We start from the raw sequence: 16,463 nt of genomic DNA on the forward strand, positions 1-16,463 counted from the left end.
TCGAGCATTATAACGAATGGCATCCGCATAGTGCGTTGGGTTATCGCTCGCCACGGGAATATCTGCGGCAGCGGGCCTGTAATGGGTTAAGTGATAACAGATGTCTGGAAATATAGGGGCAAATCCATGGATATTTCATTGTTGAAACTATTTCGCCGCTTTACTTAATTTATAGAGTTACTTTCCGCTTTTTGATAATACGCAACGGCCATTTCTGACTGTTAATAACAGGTTTTCTGCGCTCTCTGGCACTGAGCTGATACTTTTGCAGTTGATTGCACTACCTTTAAGTGGGCGCGATCACATTTTCTTGCTCATCCCCGTCACTCCTCCCCGCCTAATCCCCCGTAGGATGAGGAAGGTCAACATGGAGCCTGGCAAACTAACGATAACGTTGTGTTTAATATCTAAGAAAACTGGAACTCCTATGTCACAACCCATTTTTAATGAAAAGCAATTTCAGGAAGCCCTGTCACGCCAGTGGCAGCGTTATGGTTTAACTTCAGCGGCTGAGATGACCCCTCACCAATGGTGGCTGGCTGTGAGTGAAGCGTTGGCGGAAATGCTGCGGGCCCAGCCTTTTGCCAAACCGGCGGCGAATCAGCGTCATGTTAACTACATCTCAATGGAGTTTTTGATTGGTCGTCTGACAGGCAACAATCTGTTAAACCTCGGCTGGTATCAGGCTGTTCAGGATTCATTGAAGTCTTATGACATCAACCTGACAGACCTGCTGGAAGAAGAGATCGACCCGGCGTTGGGGAACGGTGGCCTGGGGCGTCTGGCTGCGTGTTTCCTCGACTCAATGGCAACCGTTGGGCAGTCAGCTACTGGCTATGGTCTTAACTACCAGTATGGCCTGTTCCGTCAGTCCTTTGTCGGTGGCAAACAGTCTGAAGCGCCAGACGACTGGCATCGTGGCAACTATCCGTGGTTTAGCCATAACGAAGCGCTGGATGTGCAGGTGGGCATTGGCGGCAAAGTGACGAAAGATGGACGCTGGGAACCGGAATTTACCATTACCGGGCAAGCGTGGGATCTTCCGGTGTTGGGCTACCGTAACGGCGTAGCACAGCCGCTACGTTTGTGGCAGGCGACTCATGCTCATCCGTTCAATCTTACCAAATTTAATGACGGTGATTTCCTGCGTGCTGAACAACAGGGCATCAACGCGGAAAAACTGACTAAAGTTCTCTATCCAAACGACAACCATACCGCCGGTAAAAAATTGCGCCTGATGCAGCAATACTTCCAGTGCGCCTGTTCGATTGCTGACATTCTTCGTCGCCATCATCTGGCGGGGCGTAAACTGCACGAGCTGGCGGATTACGAAGTCATTCAACTTAACGACACACACCCGACTATTGCCATTCCTGAACTGCTGCGTGTGCTGATAGATGAGCACCAAATGAGCTGGGATGACGCCTGGGCAATCACCAGTAAAACCTTCGCTTATACCAACCATACCCTGATGCCAGAAGCACTGGAATGCTGGGATGAGAAGCTGATTAAAGCGCTGTTGCCACGCCATATGCAGGTAATCAACGAAATCAATAACCGCTTTAAGAAGCTGGTGGAACAAACCTGGCCGGGCGACAAGGCGGTATGGGCGAAACTGGCGGTGGTACATGACAAACAAGTTCGTATGGCCAATATGTGTGTGGTTAGCGGCTTTGCGGTGAATGGCGTGGCGGCGCTGCACTCGGATCTGGTGGTGAAAGATTTGTTCCCGGAATACCACCAGTTGTGGCCGAACAAATTCCATAACGTCACTAATGGTATTACTCCGCGTCGCTGGATCAAACAGTGCAACCCGGCACTGGCGGCGCTGCTGGATAAATCGCTGAAAAAAGAGTGGGCTAACGATCTCGATCAGTTGATTAATCTGGAAAAATTCGCTGATGACGCGAAATTCCGCCAGCAATATCGCGAAATCAAACAGGCGAATAAAGTTCGTCTGGCAGAGTTTGTAAAAGCGCGTACTGGTATTGAAATCAACCCGCAGGCAATTTTCGACGTCCAAATTAAACGTCTGCACGAGTACAAACGGCAACACCTGAATCTGCTGCATATTCTGGCGTTGTACAAAGAGATTCGCGAAAACCCGCAAGCTGACCGCGTACCGCGCGTGTTCCTGTTCGGGGCGAAAGCCGCGCCGGGCTACTATCTGGCGAAGAACATTATTTTTGCGATCAATAAAGTGGCTGAAGTGATCAACAACGATCCAAAAGCGGGTGACAAGCTGAAAGTGGTGTTCCTGCCGGATTACTGTGTCTCGGCGGCGGAAATGCTGATCCCGGCGGCGGATATCTCTGAGCAGATCTCGACTGCTGGGAAAGAGGCTTCTGGCACGGGCAATATGAAACTGGCTCTTAATGGTGCGCTCACTGTCGGTACGCTGGATGGCGCAAATGTCGAAATTGCTGAAAAAGTCGGTGAAGAAAATATCTTTATCTTCGGTCATACCGTGGAGCAGGTTAAGGCATTGAAAGCGAAGGGCTACGATCCGCTCAAATGGCGTAAGAAAGACAAGCAGCTCGATGCAGTATTGAAAGAGCTGGAAAGCGGTAAATACAGCGACGGCGATAAACATGCGTTTGACCAGATGCTGCACAGTATCGGTAAGCAGGGCGGCGATCCATATCTGGTGATGGCGGATTTCGCAGCCTATGTAGAGGCACAAAAGCAGGTGGATGTGCTGTACCGCGACCAGGAAGCCTGGACACGCGCGGCGATCCTCAATACCGCCCGCTGCGGTATGTTTAGCTCGGATCGCTCTATTCGCGATTATCAGGCTCGTATCTGGCAGGCAAAACGCTAAGGAAGCTCGATGGAAAGCAAACGTCTGGATAATGCCGCGCTGGCGGCGGGGATCAGCCCCAATTACATCAATGCCCACGGTAAACCGCAGTCGATTGGCGCCGAAACCAAACGGCGTTTGCTTGACGCGATGCATCGGAGTACCGCCACGAAAGTGGCGGTAACGCCAGTACCCAACGTCATGGTGTATACCTTCGGTAAAAAAATGCCAATGGCGGTGGAGGGCAGCGGCGAATTTAGCTGGCTGCTGACTACCGAAGAAGGAACACAGTACAAAGGCCACGTGAGTGGTGGCAAAGCCTTCAATCTTCCGGCGAAGCTGCCGGAAGGTTATCACACGCTGACGCTTACCCAGGACGAACAGCGCGCCCATTGTCGGGTGATTGTCGCACCGAAACGCTGCTACGAACCGCAGGCATTGTTGAATAAACAAAAACTGTGGGGCGCTTGCGTTCAGCTTTATACCCTGCGATCGGAAAAAAACTGGGGCATCGGTGATTTTGGCGATCTCAAAGCCATGTTGGTGGATGTAGCGAAACGCGGCGGGTCGTTCATTGGCCTGAACCCGATTCATGCGCTCTATCCGGCAAACCCGGAAAGTGCCAGCCCGTATAGCCCGTCTTCTCGCCGCTGGCTGAACGTGATTTATATTGATGTTAACGCCGTTGAAGATTTCCATCTTAGCGAGGAGGCGCAGGCCTGGTGGCACATGCCGACTACGCAACAGGCGCTGCAACAGGCGCGGGATACTGACTGGGTCGATTACTCTACCGTCACCGCACTGAAAATGACCGCACTGCGGATGGCGTGGAAAGTATTCGCACAACGTGATGATGGACAAATGGTAGCGTTTCGCCAGTTTGTTGCTGAACAGGGCGACAGCCTGTTCTGGCAGGCGGCGTTTGATGCGCTACATGCACAACAAGTAAAAGAAGACGAAATGCGCTGGGGCTGGCCAGCATGGCCCGAGATGTATCAGAACGTAGACTCGCCAGAAGTGCGTCAGTTCTGTGAGGAACATCGTGATGACGTCGATTTTTATCTCTGGCTGCAGTGGCTGGCCTACAGCCAGTTTGCCGCCTGCTGGGAGATAAGCCAGGGCTATGAAATGCCGATTGGCTTGTATCGTGACCTGGCGGTTGGCGTAGCGGAAGGTGGGGCAGAAACCTGGTGTGACCGTGAGTTGTATTGCCTGAAAGCATCGGTTGGCGCACCGCCAGATATCCTTGGCCCGTTAGGGCAAAACTGGGGTTTGCCGCCGATGGACCCGCATATCATCACCGCGCGCGCCTATGAACCGTTTATCGAACTGCTGCGCGCGAACATGCAAAACTGCGGCGCATTGCGAATTGACCATGTGATGTCGATGCTGCGTTTGTGGTGGATACCGTATGGCGAAACGGCGGATCAGGGAGCGTATGTTCACTATCCGGTGGATGATCTGCTCGCTATTCTGGCGCTGGAAAGCAAACGCCATCGCTGCATGGTGATTGGCGAAGATCTCGGCACTGTACCGGTAGAGATTGTCGGTAAGCTGCGCAGTAGCGGGGTTTACTCCTACAAAGTGCTCTATTTCGAAAGTGACCATGAGAAGACGTTCCGCGCACCGAAAGCGTATCCGGAACAGTCGATGGCAGTAGCAGCAACGCACGACCTGCCAACGCTGCGTGGTTACTGGGAGAGCGGGGATTTAACGCTGGGCAAAACGCTGGGGCTGTACCCGGATGAAGTAGTGCTGCGCGGTTTGTATCAGGATCGCGAGCTGGCGAAGCAAGGGCTACTGGATGCGCTGCATAAATATGGTTGTCTGCCAAAACGTGCCGGACATAAGGCATCGCTGATGTCGATGACGCCGATGCTTAATCGTGGTTTGCAGCGGTACATTGCCGACAGTAACAGCGCTCTGTTAGGGCTACAGCCGGAAGACTGGCTGGATATGGCGGAACCGGTGAATATTCCTGGCACCAGTTACCAGTACAAAAACTGGCGGCGCAAGCTGTCTACAACCCTTGAGACGATGTTTTCCGATGATGGCGTGAACAAGTTACTGAAGGATTTGGACAGACGGCGCAGGGCGGCAGGGAAGAAGACGTAGAGTGCGGTTAATGCCGGATGCGACGCTTGATGCGTCTTATCCGGCCTACTCATTAGAGCAGCCGGATAAGACATTCACGCCATATCCGGCAGTCAGTGTTATCAAATCACCATATTCAGCAGCAGGCAGCCTACCAGACCGCACACCGAGATAATGGTTTCCAGCATCGACCAGGACTTGATGGTCTCACCGATAGTCAGGTTAAAGTACTCTTTGAACAGCCAGAAGCCCGGATCGTTCACGTGAGAGAAAATCACACTACCGGAACCAACCGCGATAACCATCAACTCTGGGCTGACGCCAGTTGTTGCAATCAGCGGCGCAGCGATACCGCCCGCAGTAATTGCCGCAACGGTTGCGGAACCCAGCGCGATACGCAGTACGGCGGCAATAGACCAGGCCATCAGCAGCGGGGAAATATTGGTTTCGTGCATCATGGAGGCGATATATTTGTCCACGCCACTGTCTACCAACACCTGCTTGAACGCACCGCCACCACCGATGATTAGCAGCATCATGGCGATGATTTTGATCGAAGAAACCAGCGTGTCGTTAATTTGATCCATTGAGCGACCACGGTTCAGACCAAAGGTGAACATCGCGATTAGTACGGCAATCAGCGTTGCCATTACCGGGTCACCTAAGAACTCTGCTACCGGCAGGAAAGCGTGACCTTTCGGCAGGATCATTTCAGCGATGGCTCGCATTGCCATCAGTACAACCGGAACCAGAGAAGTCCAGACGCTGACGCCAAAGCTCGGCATCTCTTCTTCACTAAAGGTTTTCGCACTGTACAGGCCTTCCGGGATCGGCTTATCAATGCCTTTCAGCACGCGAGCGTAAACCGGACCCGCGAGAATAACGGTCGGGATTGCCAGAATAGTACCGTACAGCAGGGTTTTACCCATATCGGCATTGAAAATGGTTGCAATCGCAGTCGGGCCAGGATGCGGTGGCAGGAAGCCGTGGGTTACGGAAAGCGCAGCGGCCATCGGTACACCAACATACAGCAGCGGCGATGGTAAACACCAGCGGCAGCATCAGTACGAAGCCCACTTCATAGAACAGGGCAAAACCGACGGTAAAACCGGTCAGTACCACTGCCCACTGAATGTGCTTTTTACCAAATTTGGCGATCAGCGTGGTGGCGATACGTTGTGCGCCGCCGCAGTCTGCCAGCATTTTGCCCAGCATTGCGCCAAAACCCATGATCAGGGCAAGGCTACCGAGCGTTCCGCCGACACCGGCTTTGATAGAGCCAATAACTTTATCCAGCGGCATCCCTTGCATTAATCCAACAGCAAGCGCCACCAGGACGAGAGCGATGAAGCCGTTCATTTTGAAGCGGATCATCAGGAGTAATAACAAGATTACACCGATAGCAACAATGACTAATGGCATGATTTACCTGGCCTTTAATTTGTTATGGGTAACGTCAGGTTTCTGACGACAAATCCTGGTTGTCCCAACTGGGAACAGAGATATAACGGCACCACGGCTGATGACTCCTAAAACGAGTTAGTGTAGTCAAATGTTATGAGTGTGTTCGGTGCCCATGAGAATGATACGGGTAACATTATGCGCTTGAGAATCACCAGAGCGGGGTAAATTTAAATTATGAGAGGTTGGTCATATTATCGTGGGGAAATGAAGGGATTAGATTTACTGAGGTAATGCCGTGCCAACGTCTGGCACATGTTCAACGTAGCCCGATAAGACGCTTTAGCGTCGCATCGGGCAATCTACAAAAGAGGGGGATAACTTAGTAGTAAGAGTGTTCGCCGCGCTGGTGTTCGGTGAGGTCACGTACACCTTTCAGTTCCGGGAATTCGTTCAGCAACTGCTTTTCGATCCCTTCTTTCAGCGTCACGTCGACCATGGAACAACCGTTACAGCCGCCGCCAAATTGTAGAATGGCATAACCGTCTTCGGTGATTTCCATCAGCGAGACACGACCACCGTGACCGGCAAGCTGCGGGTTAATCTGCGATTGCAGCATATACTCCACGCGCTCCATCAGCGGCGCATCGTCAGCCACTTTACGCATTTTGGCGTTCGGGGCTTTCAGCGTTAGCTGAGAACCCAGTTGGTCGGTAACAAAATCAATCTCTGCATCTTCCAGGTAAGGTGCGCTTAGTTCATCAACATACGCGGTCAGCAGGTCAAATTTCAGGGCGGTATCGGTGGCTTCTACGGCGTCTGGCGGACAATAAGATACACCACATTCAGCGTTAGGCGTGCCAGGGTTAATCACAAATACGCGGATTTGTGTCCCTTCTTCCTGGTTTGCCAGCAGTTTGGCAAAGTGCGCTTGTGCAGCATCGGAAATACGGATCATAGTAATGGCCTAATAGTTGACTATTTTAGTTGGTTATAATACGCCCATCATCGAGGCTCTACAAGGTTCGACAAAGGCACCAGACCTGGACTGTCGCCGCACCATTGCGTAAAAGCAACTGCGCAATCTCTGCGACGGTACTTCCGGTGGTAACGACATCATCCACAATCACCATATGGCGACCTTGCACGGGCAATTCAAGGCGAAAGGCATTTTTCAGGTTGCGCTTGCGCAGCCGGGCACTGAGGAAATGCTGGGTCGCAGTGGCTCTTATACGCGTGACGGCGTCGCTATCCCATTGGCAGTGCAGCCAGCGCGATAAAGGCTGGCACAGTAAATCGCTTTGATTGAATCCCCGACGCCAGTGGCGGCGCTGCCATAACGGAACACTGACGATACGATCCGGCAGTTGTAATCCGGTAGTCCGATGGGCGTGTAAGACTTCTAATAGTAACAGACGTGACAGGCCGCTGGCGATTTCACTACGTCGCAAAAACTTAAGCTGGTGAATGAGCGGGCTTAATGGAGGTGCATAGTTGGCAACAGTGATCAGTCTTTGCCACGGTGGCGGTTTTTTCAGGCAGCGACCGCAGGGAAGATGTGAGTGTGAAGCCGGTAATCCACACTGCGGGCATAACGTTTTATGTGTACGTGCGGCGCGGGAGCAGACAGAACAGATTCCCCAATGACCTAACGCCAGCGGCATTCGGCATAGCCAGCATAATCCCGGTACTGTTAGCATATATTCATCCTTGTGAGTCAAAAGAGAACAATAGCGGATGAATAACATCTGGTGGCAGACCAAAGGTCAGGGGAATGTTCATCTTGTGCTGTTGCACGGATGGGGACTGAATGCCGAAGTGTGGCGTTGCATCGATGAGGAACTCAGCTCGCATTTTACGCTGCATCTTGTTGATCTGCCTGGCTTCGGGCGCAGCCAGGGATATGGCGCGATGTCGCTTTCTGACATGGCGGAATGCGTGCTGCAACGGGCACCGAATAAAGCCATCTGGTTGGGCTGGAGTCTGGGCGGGCTGGTGGCAAGTCAGATTGCGTTAACCCATCCCGAGCGTGTTCAGGCGCTGGTTACCGTAGCTTCGTCACCGTGTTTCAGTGCTCGTGACGAGTGGCCGGGGATAAAACCGGACGTGCTGGCGGGTTTCCAGCAGCAGCTAAGTGAAGATTTTCAGCGTACAGTGGAACGGTTCCTTGCACTACAAACGATGGGCACGGAAACGGCGCGTCAGGATGCGCGAGCGCTGAAGAAAACCGTTCTGGCGTTACCGATGCCGGAGGTTGACGTGCTTAATGGTGGGCTGGAAATTCTGAAAACGGTCGATCTCCGTCAGCCGTTGCAAAGCGTACAAATGCCGTTTTTGCGCTTATATGGCTATCTTGACGGTCTGGTGCCGCGCAAAGTAGTGCCAATGCTGGATGAACTATGGCCTCACAGCAAATCATATATCTTCGCCAAAGCGGCTCATGCGCCGTTTATTTCGCATCCGGATGAGTTTTGTCACCTGCTGGTGGCGTTGAAGCAGAGGGTGTAGGTGGTAAGTAAGGGTAAATTATTGTGGGTCGATTAAATTTACCAGTTTACCGAGTACCTTACTAATCAATGTTTCATCGGCAACGGTATGAAATTTAGCGCCACGGGCAATAAGATCGACAGCTTTTAGCTGGTGACAAAGCACAACGCCATGCAGGTTACCGGTTTGCGTATCATGGGGGAGGACGTTCACCGTCACCCCTGTGGAACGTGCTGCATTTGCCTCTGTTGAAATCGGACAGCACATAGCAACTTTTAAAACATTGTTGAGTTCTTTGTCTGTTACCACAATGCAATAATGTGGACCCCGAAGTTCATGCCCGGCAACCGGAGCAGGGTTAAAATACCAGATCTCACCACGATGTGGCGTCCGTGCCTTTACCATGCTTCATTACCTTTTTTCCCTTCTGCCCATCCTTCTGTCGACTGATTTAGCTCCGTAATTTCGCTTTCATCGATCTGGCTCAACAATTGCGCGACGGTAAGACGCCCACGCGGCTTGTGCTCTGTGGCGCGCAAATTAACGCTATCGCCTTTTTTCTCCACGGTAATCTCTGTGCCCGGTGACCAGTCAGGATCGGTGGCAAGATCTCGTGGGATAGTAACGATCATGGCTCCTCCTTGTTGCCGTAATCTTTCTGCAATAGTCATTAAACTCTCCTTTGTTTTATCAATGGATAATTTCTTTAAGCTCCTCCATCGTCAGGCTGGTAAATAAGATTATGTCTTCGTGGGGGATACCCGCTTTCAGCATCGTTTGGGCAATATCCAGGGCTTCCAGGCGTCGTCCTTGCTGTACACCTTGCTGTACACCTTGTTGTACCCCTTGACGATGTCCCTCCTGCCGCAATCTTTCCGCAATAGTCATTAAACTCTCCTTGTGTTTCGGTGAGCGTTTGGCCACATCATCGATAAAATCGTTAAAACGTACCGCATCGCCTGTTTGTAGTATGTAATTAAACAGCCCTTTGATTTGTCTGTCATTAGCGTATCCACTACTTAATAAGCAGGCCATTTGCTCTACCAGTCCCATCAGGTCGCGTTGACGAATATGTTTTTGAATTAACTCCAGCAGCGCCATGCGTCGGTGTTGCATGATTTCATCATCAGGCATGACGGTGACATCAATCAGCGGAAATGCAGAGGCGTAAAGCTGCCTGGCCAGGTTGGGATCGGCGAAACAATCCAGCCAACACAGCGAATAGGGATAGGGGCTTTCAATACCATGGTAAAACAACAACGGCACCACCATCGGCAACGTTTTGTATCCGGCATCCAGGTGATTTTGCATTGCGGCAATGGCGTAACGCATCATGCGAAATGCGATCAGTTTGTTTGAGGTGCTTTGATGTTCAATCAGGCAATAGATGTATCCTGGTCCTTGCTCGGTTTTCACCGACCACAGCACGTCAGAGTAGCTTTCACGCAGATCGTCATCAATAAAACTGCTCGACTCCAGCTTGAGGGTTTTCATATCACAGAGCGCGTGAATGGGGGCCGGTAAATGGAACGCAAGAAAATCGCGCGCCGTGTCCGGTTGGCGTAAAAAGAGTTTGAACAGTGCATCGTGTGGGGTGGAACTCTGCTTTTTGCTCATGGCGTTCCTTCACCTGTTGTTTGAATGCCGCGACTCTACGCGCCACTCCACACCTGTGCATTAGCCAGTTTTCATCCCTGCGAGACTCTTTCAGAGGAATTTACGTCGTGCTGCAAGAGTTGCATTTTTATGGAAAGTGGCACGCAAAAAAGCCCGGTAGCAAACGCATACTGGGCTTTTCAAAACAGGTGGTGGAACAATGTTGTGGAACAATGTTAACGCAACGCCCACCACTCACGCAGACAGGCTTTTCCTTCCGGGCAGCTTTTGCAACTGCCGGAGAGGCAGCCGTCAGGTTCTTCCTGAATTCGCACGGCTTTGCCCATACTTTCCAGTTGTTGCAGCATTGCGTTAATCATCGGTTGTGGAGTGTTCAGCGTCTGGCTGATTTGGGCCGCTTCCATACGGCCCCGTAACGCCAGCAAATCACGCACCTGGATGAGCGAAGCCATTGCCGTATCCTTAGTGGCAATCGCCAGAGGTGCTGGCTGCGCAGCAACTGCTTACCGATTTGCGCGTTGCCAGCAGTTCGATATCAACCCGGCTACGCGCGCGACGCAGCAGGCCAATGACCACGATGTTAAACAGGATCACCGCCAGAATGCACACCAGACTGTAGGTTGGGTGCTGGCTGTAGCTGGCAACCTGATAGAACAAGGTGGCGAGCGAGTAAGCGATATTCAGCCCCCACAGGATGGAGAAGCCCATCCAGCCACGGCTTGATTCACGAGCGATGGCGCCCATTACCGAGATGCACGGTACATACAGCAGGACAAAAATCAGATAGCTGTAAGCTGCTGCCGCGCTACCGAATTTTTGATCCATCACGCCCATCGCCCCGGTGCCCATTTCACCGTCGCCTTTGCTGGCTTCAATTGGGTTCATCAGTACGCTAAGGCTAAAGGTGTCTTTCAGACTCTGCCAGGTTTCATCTACCGCGCTGAACAGCTCTTCACCAAGGTTGAATTCCGCCGGATTGAACTCTTCGTCCTGAATATTTTCTGCGGTGTAGAGGGTGTTGAGCGTACCCACCACCACTTCTTTCGCCATGGCACCCGTGAACAGGCCAACCGTTGCCTGCCAGTTATCTTCATGTACACCAATCGGCTTGAAGACCGGGGTGATCACACGGCTGACAGAAGCCAGCGCTGAGTCGTTGATGTTGTCGACGATTTTCCCGCTTAGCGAGAAGCTGTTGAAGGCACTCAGGAAAATACTGACGATGATAATCACTTTACCGGCGCGCAGAACGAAACCTTTCAGACGCTGCCAGGTCTGGATAATCAGGCTCTTAACGTGTGGTACGTGGTATACCGGCAACTCCATGACAAACGGCGTCGCTTCACCGCGCATGATGGTGTATTTGAGCATCAGGCCAGTCAGCACAGCCATCACGATACCCAGCATATACAGTGAGAACACAGCCAGCGCGCCGTTCTGCCCAAAGAACGCAGCCGCAAATACCGCGAAGATTGCCAGACGTGCGCCGCAGGACATAAATGGAGCCATCATGATGGTCATCAGGCGTTCACGCGGTGCATCAAGGGTTCGCGCGCCCATCACCGACGGCACGTTACAACCGAAGCCAACAATCAATGGCACAAAAGATTTACCCGGTAATCCCAACGCCTGCATCAGACGGTCCATCACAAACGCCGCACGCGCCATATATCCGGAGTCTTCCAGGAAGGAGAGGAACAGGTACATCATGCCAATTTGCGGCACCAGTGGCAGAACGGTGTTAATGCCACCACCCAGGCCCTGGGCGAGGAAGATAGTCAGCCAGTCCGGGAAGTGGAGTGTGTAACCAATCCACTGAATACCATGTACAAACAGCGCCACGGAACCGACGTCAAACAGCGGTTGTAGCGCCCCGCCGATATTGATAGCCAGCAGGAACATCAGGTACATCACAAAGAGGAAAATCGGCAGACCAAGGAATCGGTTAAGCACGATTTTATCTACGGCAGTGGTGAAACGGCTGGGTTCTGCCGTCAGGGTGTTGCTCACCACATCACAGATGGCGGCAATACACTGGTAACGCGCATCGGCAATGTGTAGCGCCGGATCGTCCATCTCATTACGCAGACGGGCGAGAGCAGCATCCAGATGCTGCGATGCTTCACCAGCGTAGGCGCGGCTGTAAATATCGCCTTCCAACATTTGCAGACCCAGCCAGCGGCGATGTTTCAGCGGGATGTCGGACGGCATCACTTTCGCCAGTGCGTCGGCTTCATTGATTAGCGGTTGGGCGTAATGCACCAGTTCTACATTCTCGTTGGCTTTGTAGCGGTCAATTGCCAGTTTCAGCGCTTCAATACCACGACCACGAGTGGAGACCAGTGGAACCACCGGGCAGCCAAGACGCGCCGCCAGGGCATCAATTTCAATGCGAATATTTTGCTTCTCGGCAATGTCGAGCATGTTCAGCGCCACGATGCACGGAATACCCAGCTCCAGTAGTTGCAGCGTCAGGTAAAGGTTACGTTCAAGGTTAGACGCATCCACCACGTTAATCAGCAGATCGGCATCGCCGCTTAAAATGTAGTGACAGGCGATTTGCTCATCCAGCGAAGTCTGCGAAGAGATGGTGGTCAGAGAATAAGTGCCGGGCAGATCCACCAGGGTGACCTGATGATCGGTAGTGGTGAACTGACCCTCTTTACGTTCGACGGTAACACCAGCCCAGTTTCCTACACGCTGACGAGCCCCGGTGAGCTGGTTAAATAAAGTTGTCTTGCCAGAATTTGGATTACCAATTAAGCCAATGGTTAATTTTTTCATTGTTATTCTCACCGTATTAACAGGAAACCGCTTCCACTTCTAATAAGGCCAGATCTTTTTTCCGTAATACCAGGCTTACACGACGGGTTTCGATATGAATAGGATCACCGAGTGGAGCGACGCGCACCACATTAAAAGAGGAGCCAGGTAACATGCCAAGAGAAAGCAGCTTCTGACGATATGCCGGGCTAATTTCACGGGAAAAGCCAGTGATTTTCCACGCAGTATCTGGGGTGTATTGCATAGGTGCCTACTTGTTTCTCGCTATACTCGTCATAATTCAAATTGCATGTGCTGCGGCTTCGGTCGCTCACCCCAGTTACTTACTGGAGTAAGTACCTGGGGACTCTCTCACTTGCCGCCTTCCTGCAACTCGAATTATTTAGAGTAAAACTGGTTAACTACCTCATGGGGCGTTTGACAGCGACATGAGACCAGATGATTCGCCAACGAAGGAGAGATTAAATAATCAACAGTACAATGATAATGAGAATGGTTTCTATCAGCAATACTTAAAATGTGTGCGAATGTTGGTTTAGATAATAATTTGCGCCAATGTTGATGTGGCTCAAGGTTATATCAGAGCAAAAATATAATTCGGAGGGCGAATTATTATGGCTGCTTAATGTTTTATTAAGGTTTCAATTGTTAATGATGTGATAAATATTAGCGGAATATATTGTGGTTTTGGCTGTGGAATAAAAATACCGGAGCCAGGCAAGTGCACGGACGGTCCCCTCGCCCCATCGGGGAGAGGGCTAGGGAGAGGGGGGAAAGTTGTGCCTGTTTTGACCCGTAAGCGAGTTTGTCAGCAATCTCAAATGCCGGAGATGTTCTCCGGCACTTTTATGTCAGTTAAGGCGTTTATTGCCAGATGCGGCGTGAACGCCTTATCTGGCCTACGAACCCGTGCAAAGCTGAACCGTAGGCCAGTCATAGTGTTTAACGCTTTTTACCCATTGCTGCTGCCAGCGCATCCATCATCGCGCTGTTACCGGCAGGCTGCGTTTCACGGCCACGCGGTTTTGCTGCCGGGCGGTTGTTTTGCGGACGATCGTTACCGCCGCCACGACGGACATTGGTTTCACCAGGCTGTTCGTCCAGGCGCATGGTCAGGGCGATACGTTTACGCTGGAGATCCACTTCCAGCACTTTCACCTTCACAATGTCACCCGCTTTCACCACGGTGTGCGGATCTTCCACAAACTTATTCGACAGGGAAGAGATGTGAACCAGACCGTCCTGATGTACGCCGATATCGACAAACGCGCCAAAGTTGGTGACGTTGGTGACTGCACCTTCGAGGATCATACCCGGTTGCAGGTCGTTCATTGTCTCGACGCCATCGGCAAACTGAGCGGTTTTAAATTCCGGACGCGGGTCGCGACCCGGTTTTTCCAGCTCTTTGATAATGTCGGTTACCGTCGGCACACCGAATTTCTCATCGGTAAAGTCAGAGGCTTTCAGGTTACGCAGTTCGCTGCTGTTACCCATCAGATCTTTCAGTGCCTGTTGCGTTGCCGCCAGAATGCGTTCGACCACCGGATAGGCTTCCGGGTGAACGGTAGACGCGTCCAGCGGGTTATCGCCGTGGTTAATACGCAGGAAGCCCGCACACTGCTCGAAGGCTTTAGGCCCTAAACGGCTAACTTTTAACAATTGCTGACGGTTTTTGAATTGCCCATTCTCATCGCGCCAGGCAACGATGTTTTGTGCCATCATGCGCGTCAGACCCGCCACGCGAGTTAACAGCGGAACAGAAGCGGTGTTGAGATCGACGCCAACGGCGTTTACGCAGTCTTCCACCACTGCATCCAGTTTGCGAGCCAGTTGTGTCTGGCTGACGTCATGCTGATACTGACCCACGCCGATGGATTTCGGATCGATTTTCACCAGCTCCGCCAGCGGATCTTGCAAACGACGGGCGATAGATACCGCGCCACGCAGAGAAACATCGAGATCCGGGAACTCCTGCGCTGCCAGTTCGGAAGCAGAGTAAACCGATGCGCCTGCTTCGCTGACGATCACTTTTTGCGCCGTCACTTTCGGGAACTGCTTCTGAACGTCGAGATAGAAACGCTCGGTTTCGCGGGAAGCCGTACCGTTACCAATCGCCACCAGCTCAACGTTATGTTTTTCGCACAGAGCAGCAACGGTCATCGCTGCTTTTGCGGCCTGCCCGGTGTGCGGATAAATGGTGTCGGTTGCCACCAGTTTACTGGTCGCATCGACTACCGCTACTTTTACCCCGGTACGCAGACCCGGATCGAGGCCCATCGTCGCACGCAGCCCGGCAGGAGCCGCCATCAGCAGATCATGCAGGTTACGGGCAAAAACGTTGATTGCTTCATCTTCTGCGCGTTCGCGCACGGTGCCCATCAGTTCGGTTTCCAGATGCATCAGCACCTTGATGCGCCAGGTCCAGCTCACCACGCCCTTGCGCCAGCTATCCGCCGGAGCATTGTTCAGGCGCAGGCCGAGGTGATCCATAATGATTTGTTCGCAATAGCTCTCTTTCGGTGGCTCGTCGAACTGCGGATCGGCATTCAGCGAAAGCTGGAGTACGCCTTCATTACGCCCACGGAACATCGCCAGCGCGCGGTGAGAGGGCACCGTTGACAGCGGTTCGTGATGATCGAAATAGTCGCGAAATTTTGCCCCTTCCTCTTCTTTACCGCTCACTACGGTTGAGACCAGATGTGCGTTCTTCCACAGATAATCACGCACTTTCGCCAACAGGGCGGCATCTTCGGCAAAACGTTCCATCAGTATATAGCGCGCGCCGTCCAGCGCGGCTTTGGTATCCGCTACGCCTTTATCAGCATCAACAAATTGCGCAGCGGCAATTTCCGGCGTTTGCGATGGATCGTTCCACAACAGGTCAGCTAACGGCTCAAGACCTGCTTCAATGGCGATTTGCCCACGGGTGCGGCGTTTAGGTTTGTAGGGCAGATAGAGGTCTTCGAGTTCGGTTTTGCTCAAAGTGGCGTTGATGGCATTCGCCAGCTCATCGGTGAGTTTACCTTGCTCAGAAATGGACTTGAGGATCGCCTGACGTCTCTCTTCCAGCTCGCGCAAATATCCCAGACGCGTTTCCAGATTACGCAACTGCGTGTCATCCAGACCGCCGGTGATTTCCTTACGATAACGTGCGATAAACGGCACGGTATTCCCTTCGTCAAGCAGGCGAACGGCGGCTTCAACCTGTTCCGGGCGCGCCTGAATTTCACCCGCAATAATGCGGCAGAACGAATCATTCATCATGGTTTGAGTTCATCTT

The 16,463-nt window shown here is 52.2% G+C and carries 12 protein-coding genes and 1 pseudogene; 3 read left to right on the plus strand and 10 right to left on the minus strand.

Translation table 11 applies throughout. From position 1 onward, the window contains the following. Positions 1-427 precede the first annotated feature (427 nt). Entirely contained in the window at positions 428-2,821 is a 2,394-nt protein-coding gene (gene malP / locus C7B16_RS14780; protein ID WP_107179861.1) for a maltodextrin phosphorylase, read from the plus strand. A 9-nt stretch (positions 2,822-2,830) separates the two neighbouring features. Beyond that, positions 2,831-4,915: a 4-alpha-glucanotransferase gene (gene malQ / locus C7B16_RS14785; protein ID WP_000444296.1), complete on the plus strand. Its 2,085-nt coding sequence runs from the start codon at positions 2,831-2,833 to the stop codon at positions 4,913-4,915. 101 nt (positions 4,916-5,016) lie between these two features. Here the strand turns inward: malQ and gntT are convergent. From gntT to gntX, 3 genes and pseudogenes are all read right to left on the minus strand, one after another. Continuing rightward, positions 5,017-6,316: pseudogene (gene gntT / locus C7B16_RS14790) on the minus strand (gluconate transporter). Between the two features lie 361 nt (positions 6,317-6,677). Next, positions 6,678-7,253 (minus strand): Fe-S biogenesis protein NfuA, encoded by a 576-nt coding sequence (gene nfuA / locus C7B16_RS14795; RefSeq protein ID WP_000619389.1) that lies wholly within the window; start codon positions 7,251-7,253, stop codon positions 6,678-6,680. A gap of 58 nt (positions 7,254-7,311) precedes the next feature. Next, a complete protein-coding gene (gene gntX, locus C7B16_RS14800; protein WP_001517237.1) occupies positions 7,312-7,995 on the minus strand; it encodes a DNA utilization protein GntX in 684 nt (227 codons plus the stop codon). 37 nt (positions 7,996-8,032) lie between these two features. Here gntX and bioH point away from each other — a divergent pair, with 37 nt between their 5' ends. Then, positions 8,033-8,803: a pimeloyl-ACP methyl ester esterase BioH gene (gene bioH / locus C7B16_RS14805; protein ID WP_001060066.1), complete on the plus strand. Its 771-nt coding sequence runs from the start codon at positions 8,033-8,035 to the stop codon at positions 8,801-8,803. A gap of 18 nt (positions 8,804-8,821) precedes the next feature. On the opposite strand, the gene C7B16_RS14810 is transcribed toward bioH, so the two are convergent. From C7B16_RS14810 to C7B16_RS14850, 7 genes are all read right to left on the minus strand, one after another. Beyond that, positions 8,822-9,187, minus strand: a complete 366-nt coding sequence (locus C7B16_RS14810) for a type II toxin-antitoxin system PemK/MazF family toxin (protein WP_105224506.1) — start codon at positions 9,185-9,187, stop codon at positions 8,822-8,824. Next, complete coding sequence (locus C7B16_RS14815; protein WP_107179862.1) at positions 9,181-9,453, minus strand: hypothetical protein; 273 nt, start codon at positions 9,451-9,453, stop codon at positions 9,181-9,183. Before C7B16_RS14815 ends, C7B16_RS14810 begins: the two co-directional genes overlap by 7 nt. 19 nt (positions 9,454-9,472) lie before the next feature. Then, the gene (rpnA, locus tag C7B16_RS14820) at positions 9,473-10,399 is read right to left on the minus strand and encodes a recombination-promoting nuclease RpnA (RefSeq protein WP_000039070.1); all 927 of its coding nucleotides are present in this window, start codon (positions 10,397-10,399) and stop codon (positions 9,473-9,475) included. Positions 10,400-10,614: 215 nt separating this feature from the next. Continuing rightward, complete coding sequence (feoC, locus tag C7B16_RS14830; RefSeq protein ID WP_000157586.1) at positions 10,615-10,851, minus strand: [Fe-S]-dependent transcriptional repressor FeoC; 237 nt, start codon at positions 10,849-10,851, stop codon at positions 10,615-10,617. Positions 10,852-10,861: 10 nt separating this feature from the next. After that, positions 10,862-13,183 (minus strand): Fe(2+) transporter permease subunit FeoB, encoded by a 2,322-nt coding sequence (gene feoB / locus C7B16_RS14835; protein WP_000737036.1) that lies wholly within the window; start codon positions 13,181-13,183, stop codon positions 10,862-10,864. A gap of 16 nt (positions 13,184-13,199) precedes the next feature. After that, positions 13,200-13,427, minus strand: coding sequence for a ferrous iron transporter A (gene feoA / locus C7B16_RS14840; protein WP_001200455.1), 228 nt, complete (start codon positions 13,425-13,427; stop codon positions 13,200-13,202). Positions 13,428-14,125: 698 nt separating this feature from the next. Continuing rightward, complete coding sequence (locus tag C7B16_RS14850; RefSeq protein WP_107179863.1) at positions 14,126-16,447, minus strand: Tex family protein; 2,322 nt, start codon at positions 16,445-16,447, stop codon at positions 14,126-14,128. Between the last annotated feature and the right edge of the window lie 16 nt (positions 16,448-16,463).

This window comes from Escherichia sp. 20412-1, assembly GCF_003027595.1.
In the GTDB taxonomy this organism is placed as follows: Bacteria; Pseudomonadota; Gammaproteobacteria; order Enterobacterales; family Enterobacteriaceae; genus Escherichia; species Escherichia marmotae.